The sequence below is a fragment of the Thalassolituus sp. genome (genome assembly GCF_984348125.1).
The window spans coordinates 1-15,734 of the sequence record NZ_CFHJLR010000013.1; the positions used below are offsets into that span (position 1 = coordinate 1).

The 15,734-nt window shown below is 53.0% G+C and carries 12 protein-coding genes; 5 read left to right on the top strand and 7 right to left on the bottom strand.

Annotation, left to right across the window (positions count from 1 at the left end):
- Nucleotides 1-95: 95 nt before the first annotated feature.
- From AC5E51_RS10340 to AC5E51_RS10350, 3 genes are all read right to left on the bottom strand, one after another.
- Nucleotides 96-959: a MaoC/PaaZ C-terminal domain-containing protein gene (locus tag AC5E51_RS10340; protein ID WP_068437253.1), complete on the bottom strand. Its 864-nt coding sequence runs from the start codon at nucleotides 957-959 to the stop codon at nucleotides 96-98.
- Between the two features lie 221 nt (nucleotides 960-1,180).
- Nucleotides 1,181-1,816, bottom strand: a complete 636-nt coding sequence (gene ssb / locus AC5E51_RS10345) for a single-stranded DNA-binding protein (protein WP_491778538.1) — start codon at nucleotides 1,814-1,816, stop codon at nucleotides 1,181-1,183.
- Nucleotides 1,800-3,167, bottom strand: coding sequence for an MFS transporter (locus AC5E51_RS10350; RefSeq protein WP_488045982.1), 1,368 nt, complete (start codon nucleotides 3,165-3,167; stop codon nucleotides 1,800-1,802). Before AC5E51_RS10350 ends, ssb begins: the two co-directional genes overlap by 17 nt.
- Nucleotides 3,168-3,355: 188 nt before the next feature.
- Here AC5E51_RS10350 and AC5E51_RS10355 point away from each other — a divergent pair, with 188 nt between their 5' ends.
- The 3 genes from AC5E51_RS10355 to AC5E51_RS10365 all read left to right on the top strand — a co-directional run bounded on the left by AC5E51_RS10355 (nucleotide 3,356) and on the right by AC5E51_RS10365 (nucleotide 7,530).
- Nucleotides 3,356-4,048: a LuxR C-terminal-related transcriptional regulator gene (locus AC5E51_RS10355; protein ID WP_068437262.1), complete on the top strand. Its 693-nt coding sequence runs from the start codon at nucleotides 3,356-3,358 to the stop codon at nucleotides 4,046-4,048.
- Nucleotides 4,049-4,125: 77 nt separating this feature from the next.
- Nucleotides 4,126-6,957 carry an excinuclease ABC subunit UvrA gene (uvrA, locus tag AC5E51_RS10360; RefSeq protein ID WP_491778539.1) on the top strand — a complete coding sequence of 944 codons (2,832 nt, stop codon included), beginning with the start codon at nucleotides 4,126-4,128 and terminating at the stop codon, nucleotides 6,955-6,957.
- Between the two features lie 18 nt (nucleotides 6,958-6,975).
- A complete protein-coding gene (locus tag AC5E51_RS10365) occupies nucleotides 6,976-7,530 on the top strand; it encodes a tRNA-uridine aminocarboxypropyltransferase (RefSeq protein ID WP_297533892.1) in 555 nt (184 codons plus the stop codon).
- Between the two features lie 15 nt (nucleotides 7,531-7,545).
- On the opposite strand, the gene AC5E51_RS10370 is transcribed toward AC5E51_RS10365, so the two are convergent.
- Nucleotides 7,546-8,886 (bottom strand): adenylate/guanylate cyclase domain-containing protein, encoded by a 1,341-nt coding sequence (locus AC5E51_RS10370; protein ID WP_297533891.1) that lies wholly within the window; start codon nucleotides 8,884-8,886, stop codon nucleotides 7,546-7,548.
- A 144-nt stretch (nucleotides 8,887-9,030) separates the two neighbouring features.
- On the opposite strand from AC5E51_RS10370, the gene AC5E51_RS10375 reads away from it, so the two are divergent.
- Entirely contained in the window at nucleotides 9,031-9,201 is a 171-nt protein-coding gene (locus tag AC5E51_RS10375; protein WP_175607907.1) for a hypothetical protein, read from the top strand.
- Nucleotides 9,202-9,224: 23 nt separating this feature from the next.
- Nucleotides 9,225-10,433, top strand: coding sequence for a phosphoserine phosphatase SerB (serB, locus tag AC5E51_RS10380; RefSeq protein ID WP_297533890.1), 1,209 nt, complete (start codon nucleotides 9,225-9,227; stop codon nucleotides 10,431-10,433).
- 94 nt (nucleotides 10,434-10,527) lie between these two features.
- Here the strand turns inward: serB and AC5E51_RS10385 are convergent, their stop codons facing one another.
- From AC5E51_RS10385 to epmB, 3 genes are all read right to left on the bottom strand, one after another.
- Complete coding sequence (locus tag AC5E51_RS10385; protein ID WP_491778540.1) at nucleotides 10,528-12,618, bottom strand: EAL domain-containing protein; 2,091 nt, start codon at nucleotides 12,616-12,618, stop codon at nucleotides 10,528-10,530.
- 99 nt (nucleotides 12,619-12,717) lie between these two features.
- On the bottom strand, nucleotides 12,718-14,529 hold the full coding sequence (locus tag AC5E51_RS10390; RefSeq protein ID WP_491778541.1) for a cyclic-di-GMP receptor FimW-related protein: 1,812 nt from the start codon (nucleotides 14,527-14,529) through the stop codon (nucleotides 12,718-12,720).
- A gap of 151 nt (nucleotides 14,530-14,680) precedes the next feature.
- Complete coding sequence (gene epmB / locus AC5E51_RS10395; RefSeq protein WP_491778542.1) at nucleotides 14,681-15,709, bottom strand: EF-P beta-lysylation protein EpmB; 1,029 nt, start codon at nucleotides 15,707-15,709, stop codon at nucleotides 14,681-14,683.
- Between the last annotated feature and the right edge of the window lie 25 nt (nucleotides 15,710-15,734).

Here is a 15,734-nt window from a genome sequence, read left to right on the forward strand (position 1 = left end):
ACGAGCCTCAGATGAGGCTCGTTATATGATCCCAAAACTGTGGGACAGCAGTGGCCAATGGCCGGTTTTTTTGTGTCTGTCTGAAACTGGGTAGCTCAGATGTATTTCACCTGACCCGCGAGGAATGGCTTGCCATCTTCTGGATCGGTTAAGCCGAAGTCCACACCGTCTTTACGGACGTTATAGCCCAGCTGCGCTTGTCCCGGCAGGAAGATAGGTAGCTTGAAGTCTACAGTGACTTCCGCAGGACGCCCTTTCAGGTGAGATTCGATCGACGCCATGGCGCGTGCTTTTGCCCACATACCATGAGCAATCGGACGCTTGAAGCCGAATGCCCGTGCCGTGAACGGGAACAGATGAATAGGGTTGATATCCCGCCCGAGAAGCGCGTACTTAACGCCTGTCAGGGCCGGTACTTCCCAGTCTACGATACGTTCAGGATTCTCAAGGACATCCAGCGTTGGCGCTTTTTCCATATCCGGGTTCTTCTTTCCACGCTTGAGGAGCACGCTACGGCACTCCCAGACGAGTTCGCCGTCCATGTGCATGCGAGTGTAGAAAGTGAAGAGTTCACCGTTGTGGACCTTTTCCGGGCCGATCAGGGTGCAATCGGTATCCAGGGTAGCGTCGACAGGAATCTGTTTGTGCTGAGTGATGATATTACGGATATGCACCAGGCCCATGACCGGGTAAGGGTAAGCATCCGACAAAAACAGCGCACTCTGCAGTGGGAAGGTCAGCAGAAAAGGAAAAGTGAAAGGCAGGTACTTACTTTTCTCAAAGCCACACTGGCGACGGTACTCTTCCAGTTTGGAAGGATCGATCCTGACGTTTTTACGGGAGAAACGTGCACGTTCTTCACAGACCAGTTCTTGCTTCGGTTTTGCTGGGTTCTTGAGGGCAATACGAATGTACTGAATGACTGGTGGAGTAGGGTTCTTGATCTCTTTCGTTAACATCTGAGGCTTCCTTAATTGAATACCTGAGTCGGAGTGTGTCTGGCCTATTATGCCCATTAGTCTGTAGTGAATGCGCAGCATTATAGAGTCTTAATGCGGCATTAGACTTGGCCTCAGAGACATACAGTTAACGTCGAATCTGACGTTTTGTCAGACAGGTGTCTTTTAAGTTTCTGGGGCCAGATATAAAAAACGGGGCCGAAGCCCCGTTTTCAATTCCCTTAGAACGGGATGTCGTCGTCAAAATCATCAAAGCTATTGCTTGGCTGCGGAGCAGGCTGCTGAGGTGCCTGTTGCGGAGGTTGCTGATAACCACCTTGATTGCCATATCCGCTCTGAGCCGGTTGCTGTGCAGGCTGAGGCGGGCGCTGTGGCGCCTGTTGATAACCGCCTGGCTGTTGAGCCGGCTGCTGCGGAGCCTGGCGTGGCTGCTGAGGTGGTTGCTGGTAACCGCCCATTCCGCTACCCATGCCACCACTCATGTTGCCTGGCATCTGCCCTGCACCAGAGCTCATGCCGTCGCCGCGTGAATCCAGCATCATCATCTCGTTCGTGATGATCTCTGTGGTGTATCGTTTTACGCCGTCTTTTTCCCATTCGCGGGTACGCAGCTTGCCTTCGAAGTAGGCTCGTGAACCTTTTTTCAGATATTGCTGGCAGATTTCGGCAAGACGTCCATAGACGGTCAGGCGGTGCCATTCAGTCTGCTCGACCTTCTGGCCGGTTGCCTTGTCGTTGTAACTTTCATCTGTTGCCAGTGACAGGTTGGCTACGGCATTGCCATTCGGAAGGTAACGCACTTCAGGGTCGCGACCCAGGGTGCCGATGAGAGTGACTTTATTAACACTGCGAGCCATGTTTTTCTCCTGTGGATTCGATCAAGGTCAGTGCGTCTTCGCGGCTGAATTCATCCGCACTGACTTTCAGATATACCGCGTCTTCTGCCGGAAGATAAAGTGCTTCAGCAACGCCGGGCAGAGCTTCAAGTGATGCCAGGGCTGAATTATCGAGATGGCGATGGCCCGGCAGGCGGACACTGACCAGATGACGCGGTGCATTGGTCTGAGACATTAACAGCGCCCAAAGTACCACCAATGCCCCCAGTCCGACAAACAGAATTGGTGCACCATAGTAGCTGAGAACCCAGCCCCCGATACTGCCACCGAAGAAGGCTCCCAGAAACTGCATGCTGGAGTAGATTCCCATGGCGCTACCTTTAGCGCCTGCGGGAGCAATTTTGCTAAGCCATGAGGGCAGGCTGGCTTCCATCAGGTTGAAGCCCCAGAAGTACAACAACAGTAATACGATCCAGTGCCAGAGTGAGGAAGCTGCGCCCATGAGCAGAAGTGCGGCAGCAATGATCAGTGCGCCTGTAATAACGACACCCTTCATGCGTTGGCGTTTCTCGGCAATGATGATGAGTGGCACCATCAAGACAAAGGCGACCAGCAGTACGGGCAGGTATAGCCAGCTGTGGTGATCCGCCGTCAGACCTGCTTCAACCAATTGAGCAGGGATAGCGACGAAAATAGCGACCATCAGAGCATGGAGTAAGAAAATCCCCAGGTTCAGGGGCCACATGCGGCGATTTTTAAGTTGTTCGATAATGACAGGAAGAGCTGCGCTGGCATCTCTGTGTTGTTTGGCCGGGGGAGCAGGAATAACCCAAAGAGTAACCAGAACGCCGCCGATGGCCAGTACTGCGGTGACAGCAAAAATCAGGTGAAGGCCACCGAAGGAAGCCAGCCAGGGCCCGAGTATGAGAGCGACGGAGAAAGAAAGGCCGATGCTGGCACCGATGGAAGCCATCGCTTTCATCCGGTGCTCTTCGCGGGTCAGGTCAGTGACCAGGGCCATAATCGCACTGGCGATAGCGCCACCGCCTTGCAATGCGCGCCCTATGATCACTCCCCAGACACTGTCTGAGGTGGCCGCGATAACGCTGCCCAGGGCAAAGATCAGCAATCCACCGATGATCACTGGCTTGCGGCCAATCCTATCGGAGAGTGCGCCGGCAGGGATCTGTAACAGCGCCTGGGTCAGGCCGTATACGCCCATAGCCAGCCCCAGCAGCTGAGGTGTTGCACCTTCCAGTTGCTCGCCTTCGAGCATCATGACGGGCAGAACCATGAACAGGCCCAACATACGAAGAGCGTATAGTGAGGCGAGGGAGATCACGGCGCGTTGTTCGGTTTTATCTGGGGTCACTGTGCGGCCAATCGATAACTGTGAATCAGGGCGGCTAGTCTACCAGATTGTCGGCGCTGGAGGGGGAGTCTTGATGACGCCAAATCCCACTACCATCTTAGTCTGATTGCGGTAAACTCCTTTAGGGGTATAAGGGATATACCAAGACGGAAGCGACTAGCTTGGGCGAAAGTACATGGAGAGACTTTATGGACCAGAGATCACCTGCCATCGAACGAAGAATACTTCTTTTTGGTCAGACAAACCTTGAGAACTCGATACTGATCGGCAACGTTCATCAGAACACAGGTATTGAGTGTCAGCTGATAGATGTTCGTCACTGGCGGGCAGAGTGGGAATTCGAAGCAGACAGAGTGATTGCTTTGATTGATTCCGGGAGCGCAGCTCCAGAACGTATCCGCGAGCTGGTGGATTGTCTTCATGACCTGCAAGCCGATGTTGGTATTGCCGTATTTAATGTGGCGAAACGACACCCCTCCGAACAGCTGATAAGTTGGCCTAAACTGAATGGTCTATTCTACATCGGTACGACCCACAGCCAGTTGTGTCGAGGCATTGAAAGTCTGTTTCTCGGCGAGCTCTGGCTACCACGCCATCTCATGGCGGCTTTTCTTGAGAGAACCCGCGAGCGCCCTAAAAACGCCACCGGCTTTGCCGGTATTCTCACTCGTCGTGAAAAGCAGATACTGCGCCTGACGGCTACAGGGGCGACAAACGCTGAAGTGGCTGATGAACTCAACGTCAGCATGCATACGGTAAAAACTCACGTTTATAACCTGTTCCGGAAAATCGGAGTGACTAACCGAATTCAGGCGGTGAACTGGGCAAAAGAAAATATGCACGAGCTGCATGACAAGGAAGAAGCAGAAGCAACAGGATAATTCACAGTAAAAGCGGCTGAACCCGTCTTCGCCTTGCTTTACAATGGAGGTTTTGACTCAGGTAGTGAAAGCTCCACATGGATAAAATTCTCGTTCGCGGCGCACGTACACACAACCTCAAAAACGTCGATATTGATATCCCACGGGATAAACTCGTGGTAATCACGGGCCTCAGTGGCTCGGGCAAATCCTCTCTGGCGTTTGACACTCTGTACGCTGAAGGGCAGCGGCGCTACGTTGAGTCACTATCTACTTATGCTCGTCAGTTCCTGTCGATGATGGAAAAGCCCGACGTCGATCTGATTGAAGGCTTATCTCCGGCGATTTCTATTGAACAGAAATCGACCTCTCATAATCCTCGCTCGACCGTTGGTACTGTCACCGAAATCTACGATTACCTACGTCTGCTGTTTGCGCGTGTCGGAACGCCGCGCTGCCCGGATCACGATGTGCCTCTTGAGGCTCAGACAGTGAGCCAGATGGTTGATGAAATTATGCTGTTACCCGCAGACAGTAAATGCATGATTCTTGGGCCTGTAATCCGGGATCGAAAAGGTGAGCACCTGCATGTATTTGAAAGCCTGCGTGCACAGGGTTTTATTCGTGTTCGTGTAGACGGCACTGTGTGTGACCTCGATGATACTCCCGACCTTGATAAGCGCAAAAAGCACACGATCGAGGTCGTGGTAGATCGTTTTAAAGTCAAAGAAGGTATTGAGCAGCGCCTGTCAGAATCCATCGAGACCTGTCTCGAACTCAGTGGTGGTCTGGTGCTGGTCGCTGATATGGATGCGCCAGAGAAAGAACCCATGATGTTCTCTTCTCAGTTTTCCTGTCCGCACTGTGGTTACAGCCTTTCAGAGCTGGAGCCTCGTCTCTTTTCATTTAACAACCCGGCCGGTGCCTGTCAGACGTGTGATGGTCTGGGTGTGAAACAGTATTTCGACCCTGACCGCGTCGTACACGATGATTCTCTGAGTGTGGGCGAGGGCGCGATTCGCGGTTGGGACCGTCGTAGCGTTTATTACTATCAGATGTTGTGTTCAGTGGCGGATCATTATGGCTTTGATATTGATACTGCTCTGGCAGACCTGAAGCCTGAACATCGCGATGCAATACTGCGTGGCTCTGGTGATGAAAAAATCGAATTTATTTACGTGAATTCCCGTGGTGATCGCGTCAGCAAATCTCACCCGTTTGAAGGGGTGCTGCCAAACCTTGAGCGGCGTTACCGCGAAACCGACTCTCAGATGGTGCTTGAGGAATTGTCTAAGTACCTGAGCATTCAGCCGTGCCCTGCGTGTGATGGTTCACGTCTGCGACGTGAGGCCCGTAACGTTTTTGTGGGCGATAAAACCATTCATGCCTGCACCAGCATGCCGGTCGAAGATGCTCATAACTATTTTTCAGAATTTCAGATGGATGGCCATAAAGGTGAAATTGCTGAAAAAATTCTGAAAGAAATTCGTGATCGTCTGCAATTTCTGGTCAATGTCGGTCTTGAATATCTGACACTTAACCGTAGCTCTGACACGCTCTCGGGTGGTGAAGCTCAGCGGATTCGCCTGGCTTCTCAGATCGGTGCTGGTCTTGTTGGGGTGATGTATATTCTTGATGAACCATCGATTGGTCTGCATCAACGTGACAATGACCGCCTGCTTAAAACCCTGTTCCACCTTCGTGATCTTGGTAATACCGTACTCGTTGTCGAACACGATGAAGACGCAATTCGTAGTGCCGATCATCTGATCGATATTGGCCCGGGTGCTGGTGTGCATGGCGGTGAAGTGATTGCGCAAGGCACACCCGCTCAGGTGATGAAGAATAAAAACTCTGTCACGGGGGAATACCTCAGCGGCAAACGGGCTATCGCTCTTCCGGAAAAGCGTACGCAATATGACAAGAAAAAAGTCATGACGTTAAAAGGCGCTAACGGTAACAACCTGGACAGTGTTGATCTGACCATTCCTTTGGGGCTGATGACCTGTATCACCGGGGTTTCCGGTTCGGGTAAATCAACCCTGATTAACCGCACTTTATACCCGCTGGCTGCGACAGCACTGAACGGTGCAACCACGCTTAAGCCTTCGGAGCATAAAAGTATCACGGGGCTGAATCAGCTCGATAAAGTCGTGGATATTGATCAGTCTCCGATTGGTCGTACTCCGCGCTCCAACCCTGCGACTTACACCGGGATATTCACTCCGGTTCGTGAAATATTCGCTGGAACACAGGAAGCGCGCTCACGCGGTTATAAAGCCGGTCGTTTTTCTTTCAATGTGAAAGGCGGACGTTGTGAGGCGTGTCAGGGTGATGGCGTGATCAAAGTCGAAATGCACTTCCTGGCTGATATCTATGTGCCGTGTGATGTCTGTAAGGGTAAGCGTTACAACCGCGAAACTCTGGATATCCGCTACAAGGGTAAGAATATTCATGAGGTGCTGGATATGACGGTCGAAGATGCGCGTGAATTCTTCGATGCGATCCCGGCAGTGGCTCGTAAACTTCAGACATTGATGGACGTCGGTCTCAGTTATATTCGCCTCGGTCAGGCAGCGACCACGTTGTCCGGTGGTGAAGCGCAGCGTATTAAGTTAGCGAAAGAACTGTCGAAGCGGGATACCGGTAAGACACTCTACATTCTTGATGAGCCGACCACGGGCCTTCACTTTCATGACATCGAACAGCTGTTAGTTGTTCTGCATCGTCTTCGTGATCATGGTAATACCGTGGTGGTGATCGAGCATAACCTTGATGTCATCAAAACCGCCGACTGGATTGTTGATCTGGGGCCAGAAGGTGGTTCGAAGGGCGGCTTGATTATCGGTGAAGGTACTCCTGAAGACATCGGTGCGATGGAGCACTCGCATACCGGGCGCTTCCTGCAGCCTCTTCTCGAACGTGGGTAAAGCTTTGATGAGGCTGCGATGAGCAGGTCGGTCTGTGATGGCTGCGGGAGGCCAGAGAAGGTCTGCCTCTGCAGCCATCTGATTCATTATGAGCTGCCGTTCCGCTTAGTGATCTGGCAGGACCCGGACGAAGCTAAGCATCCATTGTCCACAGCGCCCTTACTCGAACGCAGTATCAAGGGGTGCGAACTGAAAGTCGGCGATCAATTTACCTTTGAAGAAGTATTCGCGGTGCCAGCAGACGCTGGTGTTGCGCTCCTCTACCCATCGGACGAATGCTCAATCGAAGCAGATGTGCAAGCCATTCATACGGTGTTGGTACTCGACGGCACCTGGCGCAAAGTCCGGCGCTTAACGTTACTTAATCCCTGGTTGTTATCGCTTCCACGAGTCTCGCTCAGCCCGGATGGACCGTCTGAATACCTCCGTACCAGTCAGGTGGAAGGCGGCGTCAGCACACTTGAGGCTGTGTTGATGATGGCGCATCAGTGCGCGCCTGAAGGTAACTATCTTGAGGGGATTGGTGTCCTGCAACGTATGGCAGAGTTGCAGGAGCAGATGCGCCGTCGGTAAGTGAGGTGCTGGTGGTCAGGCGCTTTCAGTCATACTGGTGATGTGTTTCATCTGGCGCTGAATCAGAGATTCTGTTTTCTCTGGTAGCTGGTTAAGCCAGTAGGTTGGCTGCACGCCACCATGCAGGTCACGAATATTCGGCCCCTCGCTCCAGATGATATCGTGGCCGTCTTCAAGCATTTCTATCAAGGTCTGGCTGGCAATGATCCGGCGTTCTTCACTTTGGGCCGCCAGGTGGTATGCCCAGTGCACAGCATCGCCAATCAGGCTGTATTGAGTCGACACGCCATCCTGAAGAGGCGCCATAAGTACCGGGCCCCAGTGAGCTGCAACGTTAAACTCAAGCGGAAGTACCCCAGAGCTCGTTTCGTGCAGGTGATTAACCAGGCTGGTAAACAGGCGTGCCGCATACAGGCAGTGCATGGCGGCATTGCGGTCCCGGCCGGGTACGCCAAACAGCATAACGACGCCGTCACCGAGGTAGCGGTCAACTTTACCGTTGTAGAGCTTAGCGGCTTGAGAGAGCAGGCGATGATATTGATTCAGCGTGGTGGTCAGCTCTTCAGCGCTGAGACGTTGCTGAAGTAGTTCAAGGTCCTGAATCTCAATAAAAAGCATGGCGCAGTCGTAGTACTTCATCGGGTCAGGGAATGGGGTGTCTTCATTGCCCATGAACTGCCCGAGAGCAACCTCAACCGCGCGACGTTGTTGCTCACGTTTGGATATGTCGCCCAGAACGGAGTGCAGTGACTGCAGGTCTGGGTCTCCCGGCCCCATCGGTAGGGTCAGCTCTTCACCATCGCGCCAGCCGCTGAGTTTCGTTCGCAGCTGGCGTAGGTAGCGTGCGTACTTCTCACTTAGCATCCAGCCCGCCAGGCCCGCAATCAGACTCAGGGCTGCAGTGACCAGCAGACTTTGCGAAGCCACTCGTGTCGCTGCTGTCTGCGCCGGAGCATCTGTTGTATAACCTTCCAGTGAGCCATAAAGAGTACCGTCCTGGCGGATCTCGACGGGCATCATGGTCAGTTCTGCGTTAATACGCCCGGCACTGGCTGCTGGCTTGCCTTCGCGGTCAAGCACACGAATGGCAGGCATAGCATTACCGGCGTCCCACTCACTCAGGGTCAGGTTCAGGGTAATCCGGTCGTCCCGCACTAATGCTGGAGTCAGTAATGCACCGAGATGTTGCAGCTGACGCGTGTTTTCTGAAGTGAGTTGCTGGTGGGCGTAACTGCGTACCTCGGTATAGGCGAGAGCGCTCAGTACGATGCCCGCAATCAGGACCATGACCGCTGCCAGTAGACCAGCGCGCTGGCTGGTGTTGAGTGTTTCGCTGAATGTGCGGAGATTGGGCATCGGCTGTCCTGATAATTCTAAATTTCCATAACTTTAATGGTATTATATGCCGCGCTTGTCGCAACGCCAGCACCGAACACGACTTCTGTGATGGATGACAGCTAGTAAATTACAGTTTAGATATAGTTTAGATGAGGAATGACCATGAGTGATGTGAAACAGTCTCTGCAGGACAAACTGGCACAACTTGAGAAAGGTCTGTTTCTGATGAGTGTTGACCGCGTGCGTGCTCTGTCTGTACACGAGACCGTTGAACTGATCGAAGAACTGCGTGCCGTGGTTGCCGCAGCGAAATCAGACACCGACAAACTCTGATCTGCAGATTAAGCGAGACCTCCGTGACGGAATTAGTGCTCATTCGTATCACCGGTGCTGACAAGCCCGGTGTTACTGCGACCATCAGTAGTATCCTTGCACAGTATGAAGTGACAGTACTGGATATCGGTCAGGCCGAAATCCACGACTCGCTTTCGTTAGGGATACTGGCAGCCATCCCGTCAACGGCGGAAGCAGCTCCGGTTCTGAAAGACGTACTTTTCAGAATCCACGAAATGGGGCTGTCAGTCTCGTTCACTCCGGTGACGCCTGAAAGCTACGAGCACTGGGTCGCTGGTCAGGGGAAACCCCGTCATATCATCACGCTGTTAGCGCGGACCATTCAGGCCGACGCTATCGCACGCGTGACTTCTATTGCTGCCGAGCACAACCTCAATATTGACCAGATCAGTCGCCTTTCTGGCCGTGTCCCGCTGGATAAGCAAAGCGAGACAACCCGCGCCTGTGTCGAGTTTTCTGTTCGCGGTGAAGCAAATCAGACTGCCATGCGAGCGCAGTTTCTGGAAGCCGCCAACGATCTGAACGTTGATATCGCCTTCCAGGAAGATGATGTGTACCGACGTACCCGTCGCCTTGTCTGCTTCGATATGGATTCGACCCTGATCGAAACCGAAGTGATCGACGAACTTGCTCACGCCGCCGGCGTAGGTGAGCAGGTGGCTGAAATCACCGAGCGGGCAATGCAGGGAGAACTCGACTTCACACAGAGTTTTGAACAGCGGGTTGCGCTATTGAAAGGTCTGAATGGGGACGTGTTGCAGGGCATTGCTGAGCGCCTGCCTGTTACAGAGGGTGCTGAGCGTCTGATCCGTAACCTGAAAGCGCTGGGCTACAAAACCGCGATTCTGTCAGGTGGCTTCACCTATTTCGGGCGTTATCTCCAGTCTCAGCTGGGCATTGATTACGTCTACGCGAATGAGCTTGAGATGGAAGGCAACGTCGTGACGGGGCGCGTGACCGGGCGTGTTGTTGATGGTCAGCGTAAAGCTGAGCTACTACGTGAACTCGCGGAGCGTGAGGGCATCCGCCTCGAGCAGACCATCGCCGTGGGTGATGGTGCGAATGATCTGCCGATGTTATCGGTGGCTGGTCTTGGCATCGCGTTCCGTGCGAAGCCACTGGTACGTGAAAACGCCAAACATGCGATCTCAACACTGGGGTTGGATGGGCTGCTTTATCTTCTTGGTTACCACGACCGCGATATTCATTAAGCGCGGGTGCTGCTCAGCCAGTTCCCAGGTCCTTTTATAGAGCTCGCATTCGCATTATAGAGAGCAGAGCTTCTACTGATGTAGAAGCTCTGGCTTATTCTTCTGAGAAGTCATACGTCATATCCGCCTGTGGCGCCTGAACGTAATAGCCCTGAATAAAGTGAACACTGTAGTGCCAGATATTGGCCACGGTGGATGAACTTTCGATGAATGGGGCGATACTGATTTTCCCTGCCTCGTGTACCTCGCTGAGCAGCTCTTTCAACGCTTTGTTGCCGTTAGCGTTATCGCCGCCAATCTCGCGGATATATGAACCGTCGACTTTTACGTAATCAATATCTACCTGTTGCAGTAGGCGCATCGGCTCCAGCTCGCAGCCAAAACGACTGACAGCGGTACTGATGCCGAGCGCGCGCACCAGATAACAGAAGCGTTTGGCAGGCGCTGCATAGCGCACAGCATCTTCTTCTGAGAATTGAAAAATGATCGCGTTGTGATTGAGTCCGGCGGCCTTCAGTGCGACCTGAACCCAGGCGGGTAACTTCTCATCGCGCAGAGACGCCCCAGTAATATTGATAAAGAGCTTGGTGTCTTTACCTTGTTTCTGACGCTCAGAAAGAAGCTTGGTAGCATGCAGGATGACCCAGCGATCCAGTTTCCGTTTGAGCGTATCACTGACCTCGGCGCTGTTAATAAATGCCCCGGCCTGAGGGTCTGAGGCATCTCCTCCGGGTAATCGAAGCAGCACCTCGTAATGTTCGGCATCATCACCCCGCATACTGATCAGAGGCTGGAACAGAAGCCGTAACTGATTTCGCGACAGTGCCGTCGTGATCTGCTTTTCCATCGAGCGCGTTTGTCGTGCTTCCGATTTGTCTTCCGGCATAAACAGGTGAGCGCTGCTGCTACTCTGCTTGTTCTCTTCGGCGGCAGCATCGCAGGCAAGGTGAGCCTGTTGCAGGATCTCGGTCGGTACCGGGCTGGCGTCTGTGATCAATGTTATGCCAAGGCTGAGTGTTGGCTGCACGGTACGCTGTTCCAGATCAATGAGGAGATTATTGACCGTGCTGATCAGTTTCTGGGCTTGCTGGCGTGCCTTGGCTGGGTCACCACCCGGCATCATCCAGATAAAGGTATCATCTGAAATTCGCGCGGTGACATCGTATTCATGCGCGATGCTGCTCAGGCACTGACTGATTTCGCGGATCACCGTATCGCTGGATTCAATACCAACATCGCGACGTATAGTATCGAAGCCATTAATTTCCGCGTACACCAGAGTGCTGTACTGTTTTTCGAGAACGGCGTGATCGACAGCGCGTGTCAGGCGCTCCAGGAAATATTCCTTGTTGTGCAACTGCGTGACCGCATCACGGTGCCGCAGTTCGGTCAGTTCAGCAGCCAATTCGCTCTCTGTATCACGACGACTGATCTGAATCTGATTGCATGGCTCGTCGCTGTAGGTGGCGTCGCTGAAACTCATGGTCATCGGAAATTGCTCACCATCCGGCAGAACGCCCGTGGTTTCGAGCTCAAAGCTATCAGGTATGCCGGTGCGGTATTGCTTCAGGAAATCCTTAAAACTCGCCTGGCTGTCCGAGGCAATCATGTCCATGATCGGCATACCCTCGAGGTCTTCGACCGATTCATAACCGAACATTTCAAGATAGGCAGAATTTGCATGGACATGCATACCATCATGAATGTAAGCAATCGGATCGCGTGAACTTTCCAGCAGCGTGCGCGAGCGCTTTTCTGCGTCTCGTAGTTTAACCTTCAACAGGCGGACTTCCTGGCGGTTGCGCAAGTGCTCGACTTCGCGTCGGATGGTCTGCATCAGGATGTTGCTTTCATCAAAAGCCACGACGGCACTGGCGCCTTTCGTCAGTGCGCTTTCGAGAAGAGCATTACTGGAATTTCCCGGTATGAGAATCAAAGGAATATCGTAGTTCAGTCGATGAATCTGGCTCAGCAGCTCAGTGAACTCGATGTTTTCCAGATCCGGATCGGCAACTACGACATCCCATTGGGCGGACTTAAGGGCCTCTTCAAATTGCTCATGTGTGATCACTGTCCGGGCACGTGTACTGAAACCGGAATTGCGCATCAGACTGACGAGTTGTTCTGCGTCGTTCTGAGTCTGCGTCAGTAACAGTAGTTGTAGTGTGTTACGGGATAGCGACATGAGTGAGCATACCTCGGTTGAAGAAAACCCGAAATTATAGGTGCTGTCGAATCAAAGAAAAACGACATAGGTGACAAATTTTGTCACCCGTTTTCCCAATCAGAGTTTATTCCAGAGAGAATCAAAATCATCTTCAATCAGAGCATCACCAACGCTGGTGGCCACCTGGCGTTTTTGCTCGGATGAGACTCCGGAAGCCCTGAACTGGAATTGCCCAAAGCTATTAGTAGACGCCAGGCTTTTGCTTAACTGATAGCGTCCGCTGAGTTTCTCATGCATCAACTCAATCTTATTGCCGGTACGGAAGGGCACCCGCGGCAGTATGACGCTGGCAGGCTGAGCGATCGCTTTAATCGCAGGCAGAACCAGAGCTCGCATCTGCGGACCGTTGCTGCCGGTTTTTTGCAGCAGGCGAGCGATAGCGACTTCGGCACGAGGTGCCAGAAGTTCAACGCCCAGCTGAGTCCCCTGACCTCGCAGGTGACGAATCCAGCGGATTGCCCCGACAGACCAGTGGCGTACGCCGCGCTCCTGAATGCCGATCAGCTCACCGGCCTGAATGGCGCTGGGTAGCTCACCTTTCCATTGCAGGCAGTAGCCGCCCGGACTGGTATTGATAAGAATGACGCCATAGCTGCTGTAGCGGGTTTTGGGCTCGCTGTTTTCTTCTTCTTCGATCTGATGGCGGTTGATGAACTCGATCGCATCGAGATTCATCGCTTTATTGTCTGGCATACGCGAGCCACCGGCGTCAAAGGCATCTGCCCAGACATCGTCAGACACAGTGGCGCCGGTATCAACAGATTTACCGGCAGGGCCCTGATCAACAGGTTTCATCTTCAGGGAAACCTGATCAAAGTCGCGTTTCCCTGCCGTGTAGTAGTGCAATGCAGACAGACCGACGCAGACACTCAGTTGACCATCGGTAGGCACGCGACGGAATGAACGCTGCCAGTGAATTCCCCAGGATTGAATCGTATGGGAAATCAGCGTTTCGCTGGTCTTATCTGGCACGGTAATCCGGCCATCGCTGCCCGCAGACGCATATAGCTTCAGCGCCTGAACCAGTTTTTGCGTGTTCAGGCTGCGGAAATTTATCTTTTGGTTATCGCGCAGATGCTGGCGATACTGGCCTGGGCGGTCGCGATGAAGGTTGATGATAAACAGAGCGCTTTCATCGTCAGCCGGCGTCAGTTCAGCGTGAGGTGCCCAGTATTCACATACTTCATACAGTTGTGCCAGATCCTGCTGGCGCAGGTTGCTGGGTTTCGCTGTCCCCAAAAGGTGTATGCGTGCGAAGGCGTCACGGATTGTAGATTTGTAAACGTACCGTGCTTGTTGATCTTCAATAGTGATGTTTTCCAGACGGCGCGCTTCTGCCATCAGGTAGATCTGGTTCACGTCCAGCCAGGTTCTGTCTGGCGGCTGAAAATACAGCTGGTAGGCCCGCAGAATAATCTGACTGCTGTCGACAATTGCTCGGTGAATAGCCGGTGCAAAGTGCTTGGGCGGACGGTCTCCGGCGCCAAGCAGATCAACACTGTGTGCGACCACCATTTTGTAACCAGTCGCGAGATGCCCTTGCAACGCTTGGCTCAGATTAGCGATCTTAAGTTGCTTATCATTCAGGGATACAGAGGACTGCAAAAAGTGCTTATTCAGGACTTTGCAGACCGAGTGTATATAAGGGCGGATAACTTCGAGGAGTTCAAATCGCTGTGCCGGAGGGCAGCTTAATGCGTTTAACTCGCGGATGGCCTGATAGAGGCGTCGGGAAGCTTCCCCGGTATTTGCCATTGGCAGGCTTTTGGCCCACTGTGAGAACGCCGGAAGTCCCGAACCACAGAACGACAACTCGCCTTGAGTTGCATTCGGGATATGCAATGTTATCGGTGTGCTCTGGCTGTCCATGCGATCCTGCTGTTAACTTTCGGGGTTAGCGATTTATATAGCCTCTATGGCGTGTATCTTCCAGCAACTACACGACATTTAACCGTTTCAAAAGAGAAATGTGAATTTCTTTTACACGAACTGGCTACGCTATCACAAAATACCGGTGCGATCAGGCCAGAACGGGGTGGGGACGCTTGTAGGGGTCTCGGGGCACTTCTCTCACAAGTTGTGGGACAAGGTAGCCCGGCAATTGTTCTCTTATACCGAGATAGAGCGCGGTGGCGTCCTTGTCGTCGACGAAATAATGCTGCGTCCCTTCAACTTTATCTGGAAGGTGAAGGTAATAGGGCAGCACCCCCATTGTAAAGAGCTTCTCGCTTAATTCGGCCAAAATAACAATGTCATCATTAACGCCATTCAGGAGCACGCTCTGGTTGAGAAGCGTTACGCCACTGCTTCTGAGTTCACGCAGACGTTCCGCATGGAGAGCGGTCAGCTCGTTAGGGTGATTAACATGGAGCACCATGGCGTTATCTGCACGGGTATGACTGAGCACTGTCTGCAGTTCTGGCGTCAGGCGCTGCGGAATAACTACTGGCAGCCGGGTATGTATGCGAATACGTCGTACGTGGTCTATTTCGTCAATGGCGGTTATCAGGTCGGCGAATGCAGCATCCTGAAGCATCAGCGGGTCGCCACCACTGAGTATGACTTCTGAGATGCTGGTGTCGGCACGGATATAGTCCAGAGCCGATTTTCTTTCCTCCCGACTCAAGCGGTTGTCAGCGTAGTCGAAGTGCCTGCGGAAGCAGTAACGGCAGTTTACGGCGCACCCGGTCGCAGCCAGCATCAGTACCCGCCCCTGGTATTTGTGAATAATCCCAGGGCGTATGTTCGTCTGGCGCTCTCCAAGAGGATCGGCACTGTAGCCCGGCAGGTCTGCTGCATGGGTTTCGCTGGCGATGGGCAGAACCTGTCGCAGCAGCGGATCATTCAAGTCACCACGAGCCATCTGATCAGCAAAGGGCCGGGGCACCAGTAAAGGGAAAGCCAGAGCAGGATGATCTGCCTGTAACGCCTTATCACTTGGGATATCCAGATAGCTGAGCAGGCGCTCACCGTCACGGAAAGAGTCAGCGAGAATCTGTCGCCAATCCTGCATCTCTACAGGCGGCTCTGTTCGCGTTATGATACGCACCTTAATTTATTACCTGACAGTAAGC

What these genes read in the sequence shown, in the direction of transcription:
- AC5E51_RS10375 (WP_175607907.1), top strand. Translation starts at nt 9,031, where the DNA reads ATGAGTGATGTGAAACAGTCTCTGCAGGACAAACTGGCACAACTTGAG.
- AC5E51_RS10370 (WP_297533891.1), bottom strand. Translation starts at nt 8,886, where the DNA reads ATGCCCAATCTCCGCACATTCAGCGAAACACTCAACACCAGCCAGCGC.
- uvrA (WP_491778539.1), top strand. Translation starts at nt 4,126, where the DNA reads ATGGATAAAATTCTCGTTCGCGGCGCACGTACACACAACCTCAAAAAC.
- AC5E51_RS10385 (WP_491778540.1), bottom strand. Translation starts at nt 12,618, where the DNA reads ATGTCGCTATCCCGTAACACACTACAACTACTGTTACTGACGCAGACT.
- AC5E51_RS10390 (WP_491778541.1), bottom strand. Translation starts at nt 14,529, where the DNA reads ATGGACAGCCAGAGCACACCGATAACATTGCATATCCCGAATGCAACT.
- ssb (WP_491778538.1), bottom strand. Translation starts at nt 1,816, where the DNA reads ATGGCTCGCAGTGTTAATAAAGTCACTCTCATCGGCACCCTGGGTCGC.
- AC5E51_RS10355 (WP_068437262.1), top strand. Translation starts at nt 3,356, where the DNA reads ATGGACCAGAGATCACCTGCCATCGAACGAAGAATACTTCTTTTTGGT.
- AC5E51_RS10340 (WP_068437253.1), bottom strand. Translation starts at nt 959, where the DNA reads ATGTTAACGAAAGAGATCAAGAACCCTACTCCACCAGTCATTCAGTAC.
- AC5E51_RS10365 (WP_297533892.1), top strand. Translation starts at nt 6,976, where the DNA reads ATGAGCAGGTCGGTCTGTGATGGCTGCGGGAGGCCAGAGAAGGTCTGC.